The sequence below is a fragment of the Emticicia oligotrophica DSM 17448 genome, assembly GCF_000263195.1.
In the GTDB taxonomy this organism is placed as follows: Bacteria; Bacteroidota; Bacteroidia; order Cytophagales; family Spirosomataceae; genus Emticicia; species Emticicia oligotrophica.
Genome location: NC_018748.1, coordinates 4,691,628 through 4,708,724, shown reverse-complemented (window position 1 = coordinate 4,708,724; position 17,097 = coordinate 4,691,628). Strand labels below are relative to the sequence as shown.

Sequence of the window (17,097 nt, the reverse complement as noted above, 5' to 3'; positions counted from 1 at the left end):
AGTTTTCTCTAATAAATTATTAAATTATCTGAAGTGGTTTGGATAAATATAATTATTGAAAAAACTATGTTTTAAGTTTCTTTTTCTTAGCAGCCGGAAATAATACATTATTTAATATTAATCTATAACCCGCAGAGTTTGGGTGTAAGTTTAAGTCAGTTGGTTCTTCACCAACATAATGCTGATAGTCTTCTGGGTCATGTCCACCATAAAAAGTCCAAAATCCTTTACCGGCTGTACCATGAATATATCTTGCTTCGCCAATTGAACGATTTTCTGCTAATGTTATTACATCAGGTTTGATATACTGCTTTTTGAATGCAGTAGTCTGACCCATAAATCCTTTAATTAAGTTCGCGTGATTTTGTGTTAACATAGTAGGAACAGGGTCCCATTTAGCTGAAAACTGGAATAAGGAAAAATAATCATTATTTTCGTTTACTCCTCGTTCTTCTTGTTGATTGTCAATATTTGAAAATTCCATTTCGTATGGATTTGTCACCAAACGAAAGTCTTTGAAGGCAAAACAATTTTCATAGTTTAGTTTCTTGTCGGCATTTGGGTCGGCTCCATCACCATCATAAGGAGTTTCAACAATGTCAGTACCTTCAGCTGCCAGAGCAATATCGAAGGTATCTGTGGCATTACACATGGCAAACATATATCCGCCTCCAAATACAAAATCTCTAATCTTTTTCGAAACTGCTAATTTTAAATCTGGGATTTTTGTAAATCCAAATTTCTTTGCAATTGTCTCTGCTTCTTGCTTTTGTTCTTGATACCACCCTTGACCTCTCATTCTGAGAAACTTACCAAACTGTCCTGTAAAATCCTCATGGTGTAGATGAAGCCAGTCGTATTCAGGAAGTTTGTTTTCTAAAACTTCTTCATCAAAAACTTTATCATAAGGGATTTCGGCATACGTTAATACCAGGGTTACTGCATCATCCCAAGGTTGAGTAGTTTTAGGTGAGTAAACAGCTATTTTAGGAGCTTTATTCAATTTCACTGCATCCATATTTGCATCATTCGATGAAATAACAGATAAAATTGACTGAGCGTCTGCTTCCGAAATTACTTCATAACTTACACCTCTAATGACACATTCATTGATAAAAGTTTGTGATGCTGTAAATAAAAAACTACCTCCTTTATAGTTGAGCAGCCATTCTACTTCGGTTTCGTGTGTTTTTAATAGCCAAAATGCTATTCCATAAGCTTTTAGGTGGTTACGTTGAGTTTCATCCATCGGAATTAATATGCGATTAGCAAATACATTCGATGTTAATGAAATGAACAACAAAACCAAAATTGTTAGTCTTTTCATTTCTTCAAAAATTATCTTTTCAAAAGTAGCATTCTTTCTATCAAACATCAACGAATCAAGAACACTGATTATTTGTGCTACAGAATAAATTTACGACTGATTTCATTAATATTAAAGAATAAGCCTTGAAAAAAATGATAAACGGTTAAATATGGTAGGCTAAGAGCTTGCTGTAATCGAAACTCTTTTTGAATTTTGTACTACAAAATTGATATATATTAAGGCCTTTGGGTACTTATAAATACATAAATCTTTCGATATGAATTTCACTGAAAATGTCAATGAAGGCCTACGCTCCATAAAAGGTAACATGCTTCGTACGGTTCTAACCGCTTTGATTATTGCTATTGGTATCACCTCTTTGGTAGGAATCTTAACTGCGATTGATGGTATGCAAAGTTCTGTTGATAATAGTTTTGCAGGACTTGGAGCTAATTCTTTCGATATAAAAGGACCCAGAATGTGGCGTAGGAGAAGTGGTGGGGTCAATGAAAAAGATTATCCTCCAATTGAATATAGAGAAGCTAAACTTTACAAAGAATTATTTCAGGCCAAAAATGCAGGTGCTACTGTGAGTATTTTCACTAGTGTAACAGGAACTGCTCAATTGAAATATAAATCTTTCAAGACAAATCCGAATAGTTTAGTTAGAGGAATTGATGAAGATTTCGTTGATATGAAAGGCTACAAAATCGCCGTTGGACGTAATATTACCGAAAATGACATTAATTTTACCAATAACGTTGTGATTTTAGCTAATGAATTAGCAACTACACTTTTTCCAAAAGAAAACCCAATTGATAAGGAAATCACTTTACTTGGGCTGAGATTTAAAGTAATTGGTGTATTGGAAAAGAAGGGTAGTATCACAGGTGGTGGAGATGATAGAGTTGCATTAGTACCTCTTGAAACTGGAAGGCAAATTGCGGGTAATCGAAAATTAACCTTTGATATTACTACTTCTGTGAATAATGTTTCGGACATGGATTTAATTTTAGGTGAGGCAGAAGCTGTTATGAGGAGAGTTCGTAAAGACCCTATTGGTCAGGCAAAGTCTTTTGAAATTGAACGTTCTGATGCTTTAGCAAAAGATTTTGAAGAAGTTACTGGTTATCTGAGGGTTGGAGGATTTGGAATTGGAATCATTACACTTTTAGGAGCATCAATCGCATTGATGAATATCATGATGGTTTCGGTAACTGAGCGTACTCGTGAGATTGGTATTCGTAAAGCCATCGGTGCTACTCCGTTTAAAATTCGATTACAATTTTTGATGGAAGCAATTGTTATATGTATTTTAGGTGGAATTGCGGGAATCCTTATGGGAATAGGTATTGGAAATGTAATTGCAAAATTGATAAGTGATAAAAGTAGTTTTATTATTCCATGGGCTTGGATATTTATGGGATTTGTAGTTTGTGTAGTAGTTGGAATTCTCTCAGGTTTCTATCCAGCCTACAAAGCATCTAAACTAGACCCTATTGAATCACTTCGATATGAATAAGTTAAATTGAATTTTTTAAGTCCTTGTTAATTTCTAACGAGGACTTTTTTATTTATTTTCTTCTTGTGAATGTATTGAAAACTTACTCATCAGCTTCTTGGAAAAATAAGTCTTTGGGTTGAGGGTAGGTAATTAATTTTGAGAAATCTACTTTCCAAAAATCTAAATCTAAAAGTTGATTGTTTACATCTTCTGTAAGTGTAATGACTACTTGTGTACCATCAGAATCAAAATAATTTGCTTGAATAATATCGCCTTGATAAGGAGAAACGTCAGGGTTGCCCATACAAATACTTCCCATTTTCCCACCTTCATACTCCTCTACATCCTCATTGATAGGATAATTTTCTATTTTTCTTTCCGATTTTTCAAGTAGAAAAATGATTAATTCGCGTTCATTTTCTCTTATTTTTCTTCTTTCTTCCATCACTAAATCAAGTTTTTATCTAAAAATACCAAAATTTTAAGTATTAACTAAAAAAATGGGCGAATAAACTTCATTTTATTCGCCCTGAGAATTGAATATTTGAGAACATCTTAATCCTTTATCACGAAATCCGAATCCTTAAGCCCTTTATTTACTTTTACAGATTGTACTTCGGAAGTAATTTCGCCCATTTGACCAGCAGTTCTTTTAGTCTGAGATGGAAGCATAACTTCAACCCCTTTGAATTTTTTATAATTTTGATAAGAAACAATATTTTCAAATTTGCCTCTTGGTGTTTCATTCATGGAGTATGTTTTAACTTTCAAACCAGTCTCAACATCAAAATAGTCATTCCATTTTCTGCCATCTGGAGTAGTGAGTTCAAGTTTGTATGCATCTTTATCACCAACTTTTTCTTTTCCAACGACAGTTCGTGTGACACCTAATTTATCATACATAGTTTCCATAAACGGGTTACTTCTCATGGCCATCAATTGTGCTGCTTGTCCTTCAATTGGAGCACGGTTGCCTCCACCGCCACCACCCATGAAGCCGCCACTCTTTAAGCGATTACCATCATAGGTCGAACTCATTACTTCATTTCCATTTGCGTAAACAGACATAGAATAACGGTCTGGGAACTTATATTTAATCTCAGTTTCTGAAGTTCCTCTTTGAGTTTCGCTTGTACTACTAATTGTTATATCTTGAATTTTTGCAATAGCATCTTTACCGCCAATAGCAGTAAGAAATTTATCAATAATTGCATCTGCACTAGGTGTATCTTGTGCAAAAGTACCATAAGTAATAAGAGAAAGTAAGGTTACAAATAGTTTTTTCATTGTCTTTTAAAGTTTGATTGAATTTTATTTTTTAGACAAACATTTTACCCAAATGTAAAGTTTTTATTTTAATGTGCCTACAAAAAATACACAGAAGTAGATAAAACACTGATAAATAATGACTAAAGAGAAAATTGCTATTTTTTGGTTTCGACGTGATTTACGTTTAAATGATAATGCGGGCTTGTATCATGCTTTAAGAAGTGGTTATAAAGTTTTACCAATATTTATTTTTGATACTAATATTCTTAATAAGCTTGAAAATAAACAAGACCAAAGAGTAGAATTTATACATCATGCTTTATCAGAATTACAAAGGTCATTATCAAAGCTTCAATCTTCAATTTTGATTAAAAAAGGTGAACCTATAGAAATTTGGAAATTAATTTCAGAAGAATATGAAATTGCAGAAGTATATACCAATCATGACTATGAGAAGTATGCAATTGAACGTGACAAACAGGTAGGCGAATTACTCAATAGTAAAGGTATAGCCTTTTATACTTTCAAAGACCAAACAATTTTTGAAAAAAATGAGGTTTTGAGTGGAAGCGGAACTCCTTACACGGTCTTCACACCATACAGTAGGAAATGGAAAGATACTTTAAATGAATTTTATTTAAAATCTTACCCTAATGAAAAGTACTTCAATCATTTTCTAGGTTCGGAAATTCTCCATTTCCCAACTTTGGAAGAAATTGGTTTTAAAGAGTCAGGAATGAATTTTCCTAAAAAAGAACTTCGAGAAGAACTAATTAGCAAATATGACCAAATTCGAGATATACCTTCAATTGCAGGAACCAGTAGGTTGAGTGTTCATTTAAGATTTGGTACGGTTAGTATTAGGGAATTAGCTCGCAAAGCTAAAGTTCTCAACGAAAAATGGTTGAATGAATTAATTTGGCGAGATTTTTATATGAATATTTTATTTCATTTTCCGCATATTAACGATGGCCAATCATTTAGAAAAGAGTATGACAATATAGTATGGAGAAATAATGAAGCGGAATTTAAGAAATGGTGTGCAGGAAAAACAGGTTATCCAATTGTAGATGCTGGTATGAGAGAGTTGAATACAACTGGTTTTATGCATAATCGTGTTCGTATGATTACGGCTAGTTTTTTAATTAAGCATTTATTGATTGATTGGCGATGGGGCGAAGCTTATTTTGCTCAAAAATTATTAGACTTTGATTTCTCTGCTAATAATGGAGGCTGGCAATGGGCTTCTAGTAGTGGATGCGATGCAGCTCCGTATTTCCGAATTTTTAATCCTACTTCTCAAACTCAAAAATTTGACCCAGAATTGAAGTATATTAAAAAATGGATTCCAGAATTAAATTCTTTTGATTATCCAAGGCCAATCGTTGAGCATACTTTTGCCCGTGAGCGAGTACTGAAAGCATATAAAGAGGCCCTTGATAAAAAATAGTCATCTGAAAAATTTCGCCTTGATACTTCAGATGATTTGTGTATTTTTGGATAAAGGAAGCTTTTACTGTTTGTATTTTCCTTTACCTAAATTCAATCTTCCTAATGTCATTTCTAAACCAAACAGCTAAATATATCTTTGAAAAGCATTCACTTGCAGAATTGAAAAATATCTGCGTGGTATTGCCCAGTAGAAGAGCAGTATTCTATTTTAAACAATCGCTTGCTAAATTTTCTGATATTCCTTTTATTGCACCCGAGATTTTGGCAATTGATGATTTTGTCATGCAAATGTCTGGAGTAAATCAGATTGATGCAGTAAGTTTATTATTCGAACTTTTTGAAATTTTTAAGAAGTATGACCCTGAAGTAAAGTTTGAAAGGTTTATTTCGTGGGCACCGACATTACTCCGAGATTTTGATACAATTGACCTTTATTTGGTAGATAACCCCAAGGCTATTTTTGAATATATGAGTGAAGCAAAGGTTCTTGAAAGATGGAACCCTGCTCAACTTAATATTGGTAAACCTGAAATCACCATTACTCAAACAATAGAGAAGTATTTTAAGCTTTTTGAAAATATCCATCATGTTTATAACGATTTACAAGAATCTTTAAAAAGTAAAGATTTGGCTTATCGAGGAATGGCTTATAGAATCTTGGCCGAATCGGTAAAAAAACTTTTAGTTGAGAAAAAAGACAATGCTAAAATCTTTGAAAAGTACTATTTCATTGGTTTTAATGCTTTAAGTGCTTCGGAAGAAAAAATCATAGAAACACTTGTAAAGACCAATCGAGCAGAAACTTTATGGGATGCCGATTCTTACTTTATGGATAGTAAATATAATCATAAAGCAGGGATGTTATTAAGGGCATATAAGAATAGTGGCAGATTTGGGAAGTGGAATTGGCAAACAGATGATTTGCTGAAATCTAAAAAAAATATTAGAATAATCGGTACTGAAAATGCAACATTACAGGCAAAAATTGCTGGTCATATTTATGCCGAGGCCATTGTTTCAAATCCAGATGTGCCAACAGTAATCGTATTAGCAGATGAGAATTTACTAAGTCCTGTGATTTATTCACTAAATGAACGAATCTCTGATTTTAATATTACGATGGGTCTTTCATTGAAAGGCTCGATGTTATTCACTTTAATTGATGCAATTTTTGAACTTCAGCAGAATATTGCTGAGTTTAAAATGAAGGATGGTGGAACGATTAAGATTCCTAAATTTAGTCATCGTCATATTTTTAAGGTTCTTAACCATCCATTTGTTAGAAGGTACGAACAAATAAAGTATGCTGTAGAAATTCAGGATAATCCACAAAAAACTACCATTTTTAGGAAAACACTTTCCGAAATTTTAAAGAAGAATGCCGTTTATTTAAGTGAGGAGGAAATGTTAGAATTGGGTGAAAATGAACAAATTTTTAAAATTCTTTTTTCTCGATGGGGCGATAATCCTCAAAAAGCACTTGCTTCATTTTACCAATTGATTGATGAATTAAGAAATGTTTACAAAGAATCAAATGATGCAATCGAAACGGAATATCTTTATTTATTCTTAACTATTTTACATCGTCTTGAAAAAATACTATTTCAAAATCGAGAATTAAATCTCAAAAGTTTTAAACATTTTCTTTATGAATTAATTAAACAAGAGAAAATTCCTTTTAGCGGAGAGCCGATTTCTAATCTCCAAATTATGGGAATGCTAGAAACTCGCTGTTTAGATTTTGAGCGTGTTATTATTTTATCAGTGAACGAGGGCATTTTGCCTTCAGCTAAACATATCAATTCACTTATTCCTTTCGATGCTTGTATCGAATTTCAGCTTCCAGTTCATTCTGACCAAGATGCCGTGATGTCATATCATTTTTTTAGGCTCTTACAGAGAGCTAAAGAAGTGGATATTCTGTATGTTATTCCTAATGGAGAGGGCTTGAGTGGAGGTGGCTCAGAAAAAAGTAGATTTATTTTGCAGATTGAAAATGAGTTAGTAAAAGAAAACAAGCATATAAATCTGACTTACCCGAAGATTTTATTTGAAAAAGAGGTTGAAAATGAATATATTGGTAAAATTGATATTTTTAAAAATGATGAAATTTTAGATAAATTATCTAAGTTTATTGCTGAAAAAGGTATTTATCCAACATCATTGAGCACTTACTTAAAGTGTACTTTGCAATTCTATTTTGACAAGGTTGCTAATATTTCAAAAAAAGAAGAAGTAGATGAAAATTTTGGGGCAGATATTTTTGGAACATGGTTGCACAATACACTTGAAAAAATTGATAAGGATTTTGGGCCAATAATTACTGAAGAAAAAATAGATATAATCTTAACGCAGTTAGAACAAAGACTTAATGAAGCCTATCAGGAAAAATTTGGTGGATTTGTTGTTGAGTCTGGAATGAATTATCTTTTAAAACAAGTTGCTGAACAATTACTTGCTGATTTTTTTATAAATCAAAAGCAAACTCAGAATTTGCCAATTGAAGTCATAAATGCCGAACAGTTAGTTGAAGTAGTATTTGAAAAAGAGATTTTGGGTAAAATACAAAAAATTAAAATAGCAGGAAGAATAGATAGAATAGAAAGAGAAGGTAATATTCTTAAAGTTATTGATTATAAAACGGGAAAAGTAACGAATAAGGAACTTGAAACCCCACGTGAACTTTCTTTGGAAGAGGCTTTACTTGAGCCCGAAAAAGAAAAATTGCGTCAACTTTGGTTATATCAATATTTGGTTACGAAGTCAATGAATAATGGAAAATTATTTATTGGAGGGAAAAAGTATGAGAATTATGAGGTGAATGCTAAAATTTATTCATTTCGTAATTTAAAAGAAAAATTAGAAGTAAATTTAAGTTTTGAAAGTAACCCTGAAACTTTTGGGTTTGTTGATAAATCCGAAGAAATTTTGACTAATATTATCACTGATTTACTAAATCCTGCTTTGAATTTTACACAAACCTCAGATTTGAAAGTTTGTGAACGTTGTGATTTTAGAGGAATCTGTGGTAGATAATTTGATTAATTTTGAAAAAAGAAACCAAACTATCTACGAAAGGAATTAAAAATATTCCATTTCTCGACCTAAAGTCGATTAATCGTCCATTTGAAAAGGAGATTAATAATGCTGTTAGGCAAGTTACGTCGTCTGGGTGGTATATCCTTGGCGAGGAAGCAAAGAAATTTGAAAATGCATTTGCAAAATTTTGTGGTGCAAAACATTGCATTGGCGTAGCCAATGGACTTGACGCACTGGTACTTTTGTTAAAAGCCTCAAACTTTCCACAAGACTCTGAGATTATTGTTCCTGCAAATACTTATATAGCAACAATTTTAGCTATAACTCTCGCAGGTCATAAACCAATTTTGGTCGAGCCAGACCCTCAGACTTTTCTAATTGATGCTCATAAGATTGAAGAAAAAATTAGCAGAAATACAAAAGCCATTCTGGTAGTGCATCTTTATGGTAAGTGTTGTGAGATGGATACCATTTTAAAAGTTGCACAAAGATATGATTTAAAAGTTTTTGAAGATGCAGCTCAAGCCCATGGAGCCATTTATGAAGGAAAGCGTGCTGGTAATCTTGCCGACGGTGCCGGTTTTAGCTTTTATCCAACTAAAAATTTAGGAGCATTAGGTGATGCTGGAGCAATTACAACAAACGATAATTTGTTGGCAGAAAAAATAAGAGCTCTGCGGAATTATGGGTCTGGGAAAAAATATATTTTCGAGTTTCAAGGATTGAATAGTAGACTTGATGAAATACAGGCATCTGTATTAAATGTAAAATTAAATCGTATAGAAGAAGATAATTTTATTCGTCAAAAAATTGCAAATAGATATTTATCCGAAATAAATAATGATAAAGTGATTCTTCCTCCCGCTGATACTTGCAAACTTGATGCTTGGCATTTATTTGTAGTTAGGGTTGATAATAGAGATAATTTTAGGAAATATTTATTAGAGAATGGAATAGGTACTGACATTCATTATCCTATACCACCACATAAACAGTTGGCATATCGAGAATGGAATAATAAGACATTTACCATTACTGAGCAAATTCATGAACAGGTGGTTAGTATTCCACTCAATGTAGTTTTGAGTGAAAATGAAGTAACTTATATTATTGATAAAATTAACAAGTACTAAATTTTTATTGGAATGACTAAAATCCTTTCAGTTGTAATTCCAGTTTATAAAGGGGCTAAGACAATTACTAGACTTGTTGAAACCCTTCAGCTTGAACTTAATAAATATGATTTTGAAATTATTTTAGTTAATGATGGTAGTCCTGATGATTCTGAAAAAGTTTGTCAATTACTTGTAGAAAAATATACAAACTTAAAGTTTTATTCTTTGAGAAAAAACTTCGGAGAGTTTAATGCGGTTATGTGTGGGTTAAATCATGTAGAGGCAAAATACGCAGTTATCATTGATGATGATTTCCAAAACCCACCTTCTGAAATTATTAAACTATTAGATGAAGCTCAACTGAATCAACACGATGTGGTTTATAGTTACTATGCTGAAAAAAAACATAGTTTATTTAGAAATTTTGGTAGCTGGTTGGTCAATCGTTTAACCACATCTTTATTGAAAAAACCTAAAAACTTATATTTATCAAGCTTTAAACTTATTAATTTTGAAGTAATACAAGAGATAATCAAGTATAAAGGACCGTACCCATATATTGATGCGTTGATATTTAGGGTAACTAATAATGTAGGAAAAATTCAGGTAAAACACAATAAAAGGATGGAGGGCGAGTCAAACTATACACTTAAAAGGTTGGTTACGCTTTTTATGACAATTTTATTTGGCTATTCTATTTTACCAGTTCGATTAATTCTTTCATTGGGGATATTTCTAATTCTCTTATCCATTTTGATGTTGTTTGCCTACCTTTTTCACTTTATTCCTGATTGGGGATTATGTATATTTATATTCTTTGGTGGTATTCAACTGACTTCCTTGGGTATCATTGGGGAATACATTTCAAAGGCATTCTTATCTCAAAATAATACACCACAATATATTGAAAAGTAGTAAATATCTAAAATGCTAATTAATTACGAGGAATATAAGATGATGTACGAGGCAGAAGGAAGCCTCTGGTGGTATAAAATTCTACATGAAAAAGTACTTAGTGCTATAACTGAAAGATACAAAGAAGATAATAAAATAAAAATTTTAGATGCTGGATGCGGTACAGGAGGATTAATGGATTATTTAATTAGAAATGGTTATACAAATATTCAAGGTTTTGACTTCTCTATTGATGCAGTGTCATTCTGTAAGCAAAGAGATTTGGATGTTAAGCATTTGGATATCACTAAATTAGACAAAGTCTTTAATCATGATGAATTTGATGTAATTGTAAATAATGATGTCGTATATCAATTTGAAGATAATGAAATCACGAAGATTTTTGGTGATTTTAGTAGAATAATCAAACCCACTGGTATCATCATTACTAATAATAATGCCTTTAATATTTTTCGTGGTACTCACGATATAGCAGTGGGAGGAATGCAACGATTTACAATCAAAAGTTTTAGAAGAATATTAAATGTATTACCCTTAAGAATTTATAGTTTTACTTATTGGAGTTTATTCCTCTCACCAATAATCCTTTTGGTTCGTTTGATACAGCAATTCCAAATAAAACTAAATCTTATCAATTTGAATAATATTAAATCAGATGTGAAAGTACCTTCAGAAATCATCAATAATTTATTTTTTCAACTAGTAAAATTTGAATCTTATTTATTTAAAAAATCCTTTTTCGGGAGTTCATTATTTATAATTATTGGAAAAAAAAATTAATACTTATGTGATTGATTATCAGTTGAATAGATATTATGTACTGTAAATATTGAAAAAAAACTTGTTATACTATTGACAAAATAATTTTTTTGCCGTACTTTTGTATCACAATAAGGCAGTGACCAAAAAACATAGAGAGATGGCAGAGTGGTCGAATGCGGCGGTCTTGAAAACCGTTGACTGTCAAAGGTCCGGGGGTTCGAATCCCTCTCTCTCTGCTAAAAGGCGAATCGAAAGGTTCGCCTTTTTTTGTATATTTACTGTGCGATAATATCACTTTTATTTAAAAATTCTATGTGGGAAGAACAAGATAACCGACTTAAGCGTACGTTCAAATTCAGGGATTTCTCTGAAGCTTTTGCGTTCATGACTCGTGTCGCCTTTTTAGCAGAACAGCAAAATCATCATCCAAATTGGTCAAATGTATGGAATGTAGTTCAAATTGAACTTACAACACATGATGAAGCAAATACAGTTACTGAAAAAGATAGAAAGTTAGCCAAAAGTATTGACGGACTTTTAAATTAAATGAAAAAATCAAATTATCCACAAATGTTTATAAGTTGTTGATTATCAGCTATTTATGTAAATGGTAATCCAAAATATTAGCTATCAAATACGCAAGTTTAGGATTTTTTTATACAATACCCTTTAAATTTAGCCAATAATTAGGGCTTTATTCGGCCTGAGAATTGAATATAATACTTTTATTTGATAATTAGTGCAGGATATTTAATTGTCGGGCAGTATAAATGCACATAAATTGTATAAAAAAATCCTAAAATGTAGTTTTTACCCTAATTAACTAGACTATGTCAAATGAATTAAAAAAACAAATAAGTCTATATAGTCTGACAATGATTGCCATTGGCTCAAGTATAGGTTCTGGTATTTTTAGAACCCCATCTGAAATTGCCTACTATTTACCAAGTGAAGGTCTAATGTTATCAGTTTGGATTGTAGGTGGACTTATTGCATTATGTGGAGCATTGACTTTTGCAAAAATTGCAGAACATTTTTCACAAGTGGGTGGGTTTTACGTATATCTAAAGGAAACATATGGTAATTTACCCGCATTTTTGTATGGATGGTCGATGTTAGTAGTAATAAATACTGGCTCCTTAGCAGCATTGAGTTTAGTTTTTACTACTTATTTAAAAGTCTTTTTTAACATTTCTGAAAATGCTGAGCTAATAATTGCCATTTTAGCAATTACTTTACTAACATTAATGAATGTTGTAGGGGTTAAGTTAGGAAGTCTATTTGCTAGTATTTTCACGTCGGCAAAATTACTTGGAATTATTTCGGTAGTTTTAATAGGTTTTTTTTGGGGTACTAATACCAAAATTGATTATTTTAACATTGAATATCCAAGTAATTCGAATAATTTATCATTAATTTCAGCTTTAGGCTTAGCGTTAATTGGTGTAAGCTTCTCTTATGGTGGATATCAACATGCTACGTTTATCGCTTCTGAAGTTAAAGATGCAAGCAAAATCGTTCCCAAAGCACTTATTATAGGCATATTGGCAGTTTGTTTCGCGTATCTCACTATCAATTTTGCATATTTAAAGCTGATTCCCATCAACCAAATGGTCAATTCTAATAGTGTTGCATCGGATGCCATAAGTACAATTTGGAGTTTGGGTAGTAAGTTTATTTCTTTTTTAATTGTACTTTCTGTTTTAGGCACAATTGGTATATATATATTAACAGCTCCACGTATTTACTTCGCAATGTCTGATGATAAACTTTTTTTTAAAAAATTTGCAGAGATTCATCCTAAATATCATACTCCCTTTTGGGCAATTATTTTTCAATCAATTTGGACCATTTTTTTGCTGATTTTCTGGAAGACTTTTTCTAATCTAATTACTTATGTTGTATTTGTTGATACGCTTTTTTTCTTATTAGCGGCTACTACTTATTTTAAGTTAATTAAAAATAAAACTTTTATTGGTAAAATGATAGCTAGCATTTTTATTGCAATGTGTTTGTTTATTGTGTTGAATACTTTAATCGAAAAACCACAGCAAGCATTTGCTGGAGTAATGTTCTTAGGAATTGGGTCTATTGTTTTTCAAATTTTTAAGAATAAAAGCTTAAATATATAGTTGTAAAGTGCAGATAATGCGATATTTTAATCCTATTTTAAATGAATCAATCTTTTATAATTAATCAGTTAGCAGAAGAAAGAGAGAGCTACTTCAATGCTGTTGCTCCTCCGATTATACAGACAAGTAACTTTGCTTATCCAACAGTTGATGAATTTAAGTTTGCAATAGAAAATGAAAAAGAAGAACATATTTATACCAGAGGTAATAATCCTACGGTAGACATGTTATGTAAAAAGATGGCTGCTTTAGAGGGAGCTGAAGACTGTCTAATGGTAGGAAGTGGTGCGGCAGCTATTTCGAATGCGGTTATTTCACAGATAAATGCTGGAGAGCATATAATTAGTGTAAGAAATCCATACACTTGGGCAAATCATTTAATGACAAAAATTTTAACTAGATTTAACGTTGAGACGACTTTTGTTGATGGTACAAATATTGAAAACTTTATAAAAGCTTGCAGACCTAATACAAAATTAATCTATCTAGAATCTCCCAACTCATGGACCTTTGAACTGCAAGATTTAAAGGGCATAGCAGAATTTGCAAAAAGTAAGGGTATAATTACAATTATTGATAATAGTTATTGTACTGCACTATGTCAAAAACCATTGGAATTCGGAATTGATTTAGTTGTATATTCTGCAACTAAGTATTACAACGGACATAGTGATGTAGTTGCTGGGGCGATTTGTGGTTCTCGTGAGAAGATTTCGCAAATATTTCATAATGAATTTATGACCTTAGGAAATATTTTATCTCCTCAAAATGCGTGGTTAATGCTACGGAGTTTAAGAACTCTGTCTATTCGCTTAAAACAATCCTCTGAAACAACTCTTAAAGTTATTGATTTTTTAAAAAATTCGGATAAAATTGAGCAATTATGGTATCCTTTTAGTAATGATAATCCACAAATAGAGCTCGCCCAAAGACAAATGAAAATGCCAATGGGGATGTTTACGGTTTCTTTTAAAGAAAAACGCGTTGATAAAATAAAGAAATTTTGTGAATCACTACAAAATTTTCTAATTGCCGTTTCTTGGGGAGGACACGAATCTCTAATTATGCCCAAATGTGCATTTGTTAGTGCCGATGACCCACAAGTAAGCATGCTCCGATTTTATATCGGATTAGAAGAGGCTTCAACTTTAATTGACGATTTAGAGAAAAACTTAGCTATATTATAGCATTTTTAGCTATAAATCATCAAATTTTAAAAATAAAAACGCTGATGCACCAAAAGTGCATTGTCAATTAAGATGTTTGTAAAATCTTAATACCATGAATAGACATTACGAGGTCTTGATTGTAAGCTTACTAAGTATCCCTTAGGAGCATACAATTCTTTTTCTTCGTTCATACGAGTCATTAAAAGACCACCGATTGCGAGTGAGGCGATTGTAAGTAATAACATAGTTTTGCACGTTTAATACTATAAATTTTGTTAATTACTTAGACAAAAGCAATACTAATAAATTTTCAAGTGCCGATTATCAGATTTTTTAGTCATAAAATCTAAGTTTTGATGCTTGAAAAACTGATTTTTTTAGTTTTACTTTTGGCCTCTGGATACCATAATAATTTTTGTGTACAAATTATTAATAGTAATATACATTTCGTGGGCGAGATTGTAGGTTAACTAAATAACCTTTAGGGGCATATAATTCTTCAGTTTCACGAACTTTTGTCATCATGATACCACCGATTGCAAGGGCTAAGGCTGCTAATAACATGGCTTTATGGGATTAATTAGGATTTATAGAAAATAATATTTCTTCAAAAATATGTAATTAAGTTTTACTTGTCAAGTATTTTCAGAAAATTTTGAAAATTATATAAACTTTGAATTGATTAATTTATTTAGTGGTAAATTCGCTTTAAGAATGAGTGAAAAGTATCTCAAAATCGACTACTTCAAATTTGATTATATGATAAAAATCACTCATTGTTGATACTAAAATTGTTAATTTTGTGAAAAAAAAATTGTGAAAATAATATTAGTTCCTACTCCAATAGGCAATTTGGAAGATATTACCTTAAGGGCTATCAATGTACTAAAATCAGCAGATTTGATTTTAGCCGAAGATACCCGTAATACTGGGTTTCTGTTAAAACATTTGGACATCTCAAAACCTTTGCAGAGCCATCATGCTTTTAATGAGCACCAAACGCTTAGCAAAGTGATTGAAAGAATAAAAAAGGGAGAAAAAATTGTATTAGTTTCTGATGCAGGTACACCAGCTATTTCTGACCCGGGTTTTTTATTAGTAAGAGAATGTCTGAGAAACCAGATAGAGGTGGAGTGTCTGCCCGGGCCCACTGCCTTTGTGCCAGCTTTAGTAAATTCAGGTTTGCCTTGCGATAAATTCGTTTTTGAGGGGTTTTTGCCAGTAAAAAAAGGACGTCAGACACGGTTAAAAGCACTATCAGTGGAAGATAGAACCATGATTTTTTATGAGTCACCCTTTCGATTATTAAAGACCTTGGAGCAATTTGTAGAGTATTTTGGTGCTGACCGACAAGCTTGTGTTTCAAGAGAAATTACAAAAATGTATGAAGAAAATGTTAGGGGAACTTTAACAGATGTGATAGCTAGTTTTGCCAATCGTACTGTTAAAGGAGAAATCGTAATTGTAGTAGCAGGAAAAGAATCAAAGTAAAAAAATATGTTTGAAACAATTAAAAATCTTACTTTAGAGCAGTTGGTTATTATTACTTCAACGCCACTTTACACAGTACTTATTCTGAGTGAAATTATAGTTAGTAATTATCAGCATCGCCACTATTATACCATTAAAGACACTATTACCAACCTTTATTTAATGATTTTAAATGGTGGCCTAGACCTCATTTCTCGAGGAATTACATGGGGTATATTAGCATGGATTTATCAATTTCATTTTGTTGAAGTTCAAAATCCCATACTTTATTGGGTTTTATTATTTGTAGCCGAAGATTTCTTGTATTACTTACTGCATTTTGTTGACCATTATACTAGATTCTTTTGGGCTTCACATGTAACTCATCATTCATCTGAACAGTTTAATCTTACTGTTGGTTTTCGCTCTTCTGTCTTCCAACCACTTTACCGTTTTATCTATTTTATTCCTTTATCTCTACTAGGATTTAAGGTTGCGGATATGGCAGTAATGTATTCTATCACTCAAATTTATGGTATTTTAGTTCATACAAGTTATATTCCAAAATTTCGTAAAATGCCTTTAAAAATATTGGAATACGTAATTGTTACACCGTCTCAGCATCGTGTGCATCATGCTTCTAATATTGAATATTTAGATAAAAATATGGGTATGTGCCTATCTATTTGGGATAGAATGTTTGGTACATTTCAAGAAGAAATTGATGAGTTACCTATTCGTTATGGTCTAACATATCCACTTGAAGATAGAGGTCCTGTCAATATTGTTTTTCATGCTTGGAAAGACTTATGGAATGATTTGAAAAAGCCATCAAGTTTCATGACCAAATTAAAACTATTATTCATGCCACCAGGCTGGTCGCCAGATGGTAGTACTAAAACCAGTAAGCAACTTAGGGAAGAGTTGGTTAGTCAGAAGCAGAACAAAATTGTTTAGAATT

General features: G+C 31.9%; 16 protein-coding genes and 1 tRNA gene. 12 read left to right on the top strand and 5 right to left on the bottom strand.

What is annotated here, in order from left to right:
- Window positions 1-64 precede the first annotated feature (64 nt).
- Window positions 65-1,327, bottom strand: a complete 1,263-nt coding sequence (locus EMTOL_RS19490; protein WP_015031047.1) for a hypothetical protein — start codon at window positions 1,325-1,327, stop codon at window positions 65-67.
- Window positions 1,328-1,586: 259 nt separating this feature from the next.
- Between EMTOL_RS19490 and EMTOL_RS19485 the strand changes: the two genes are divergently transcribed.
- Window positions 1,587-2,831 carry an ABC transporter permease gene (locus tag EMTOL_RS19485; protein ID WP_015031046.1) on the top strand — a complete coding sequence of 415 codons (1,245 nt, stop codon included), beginning with the start codon at window positions 1,587-1,589 and terminating at the stop codon, window positions 2,829-2,831.
- Window positions 2,832-2,913: 82 nt separating this feature from the next.
- Here the strand turns inward: EMTOL_RS19485 and EMTOL_RS19480 are convergent, their stop codons facing one another.
- Window positions 2,914-3,258 carry a DUF6984 family protein gene (locus EMTOL_RS19480; protein WP_015031045.1) on the bottom strand — a complete coding sequence of 115 codons (345 nt, stop codon included), beginning with the start codon at window positions 3,256-3,258 and terminating at the stop codon, window positions 2,914-2,916.
- Between the two features lie 110 nt (window positions 3,259-3,368).
- Complete coding sequence (locus EMTOL_RS19475; RefSeq protein WP_015031044.1) at window positions 3,369-4,100, bottom strand: LolA-like protein; 732 nt, start codon at window positions 4,098-4,100, stop codon at window positions 3,369-3,371.
- A 118-nt stretch (window positions 4,101-4,218) separates the two neighbouring features.
- On the opposite strand from EMTOL_RS19475, the gene EMTOL_RS19470 reads away from it, so the two are divergent.
- The 9 genes from EMTOL_RS19470 to EMTOL_RS19430 all read left to right on the top strand — a co-directional run bounded on the left by EMTOL_RS19470 (window position 4,219) and on the right by EMTOL_RS19430 (window position 14,684).
- Complete coding sequence (locus tag EMTOL_RS19470) at window positions 4,219-5,532, top strand: cryptochrome/photolyase family protein (RefSeq protein ID WP_015031043.1); 1,314 nt, start codon at window positions 4,219-4,221, stop codon at window positions 5,530-5,532.
- A gap of 104 nt (window positions 5,533-5,636) precedes the next feature.
- Window positions 5,637-8,570, top strand: a complete 2,934-nt coding sequence (locus tag EMTOL_RS19465; protein ID WP_015031042.1) for a PD-(D/E)XK nuclease family protein — start codon at window positions 5,637-5,639, stop codon at window positions 8,568-8,570.
- A gap of 11 nt (window positions 8,571-8,581) precedes the next feature.
- Window positions 8,582-9,706 (top strand): DegT/DnrJ/EryC1/StrS family aminotransferase, encoded by a 1,125-nt coding sequence (locus EMTOL_RS19460; protein ID WP_015031041.1) that lies wholly within the window; start codon window positions 8,582-8,584, stop codon window positions 9,704-9,706.
- Window positions 9,707-9,718: 12 nt separating this feature from the next.
- The gene (locus EMTOL_RS19455) at window positions 9,719-10,603 is read left to right on the top strand and encodes a glycosyltransferase family 2 protein (RefSeq protein WP_015031040.1); all 885 of its coding nucleotides are present in this window, start codon (window positions 9,719-9,721) and stop codon (window positions 10,601-10,603) included.
- A gap of 12 nt (window positions 10,604-10,615) precedes the next feature.
- On the top strand, window positions 10,616-11,383 hold the full coding sequence (locus tag EMTOL_RS19450) for a class I SAM-dependent methyltransferase (protein ID WP_015031039.1): 768 nt from the start codon (window positions 10,616-10,618) through the stop codon (window positions 11,381-11,383).
- 133 nt (window positions 11,384-11,516) lie between these two features.
- Window positions 11,517-11,601 (top strand) — tRNA-Ser (locus tag EMTOL_RS19445).
- Between the two features lie 52 nt (window positions 11,602-11,653).
- A complete protein-coding gene (locus tag EMTOL_RS19440; protein ID WP_340229952.1) occupies window positions 11,654-11,911 on the top strand; it encodes a 4a-hydroxytetrahydrobiopterin dehydratase in 258 nt (85 codons plus the stop codon).
- 284 nt (window positions 11,912-12,195) lie between these two features.
- Window positions 12,196-13,497, top strand: a complete 1,302-nt coding sequence (locus EMTOL_RS19435; RefSeq protein WP_015031037.1) for an APC family permease — start codon at window positions 12,196-12,198, stop codon at window positions 13,495-13,497.
- Between the two features lie 41 nt (window positions 13,498-13,538).
- Window positions 13,539-14,684 carry a trans-sulfuration enzyme family protein gene (locus tag EMTOL_RS19430; protein ID WP_015031036.1) on the top strand — a complete coding sequence of 382 codons (1,146 nt, stop codon included), beginning with the start codon at window positions 13,539-13,541 and terminating at the stop codon, window positions 14,682-14,684.
- Between the two features lie 86 nt (window positions 14,685-14,770).
- Here the strand turns inward: EMTOL_RS19430 and EMTOL_RS22520 are convergent, their stop codons facing one another.
- Together EMTOL_RS22520 and EMTOL_RS22515 are read right to left on the bottom strand one after the other, a co-directional pair.
- Complete coding sequence (locus EMTOL_RS22520; RefSeq protein WP_015031035.1) at window positions 14,771-14,911, bottom strand: hypothetical protein; 141 nt, start codon at window positions 14,909-14,911, stop codon at window positions 14,771-14,773.
- A 184-nt stretch (window positions 14,912-15,095) separates the two neighbouring features.
- Window positions 15,096-15,230: a hypothetical protein gene (locus EMTOL_RS22515; protein WP_015031034.1), complete on the bottom strand. Its 135-nt coding sequence runs from the start codon at window positions 15,228-15,230 to the stop codon at window positions 15,096-15,098.
- A gap of 252 nt (window positions 15,231-15,482) precedes the next feature.
- On the opposite strand from EMTOL_RS22515, the gene rsmI reads away from it, so the two are divergent.
- Both rsmI and EMTOL_RS19420 read left to right on the top strand, forming a co-directional pair.
- A complete protein-coding gene (gene rsmI, locus EMTOL_RS19425; protein WP_015031033.1) occupies window positions 15,483-16,157 on the top strand; it encodes a 16S rRNA (cytidine(1402)-2'-O)-methyltransferase in 675 nt (224 codons plus the stop codon).
- Window positions 16,158-16,163: 6 nt separating this feature from the next.
- A complete protein-coding gene (locus EMTOL_RS19420) occupies window positions 16,164-17,093 on the top strand; it encodes a sterol desaturase family protein (protein WP_015031032.1) in 930 nt (309 codons plus the stop codon).
- Window positions 17,094-17,097 lie beyond the last annotated feature (4 nt).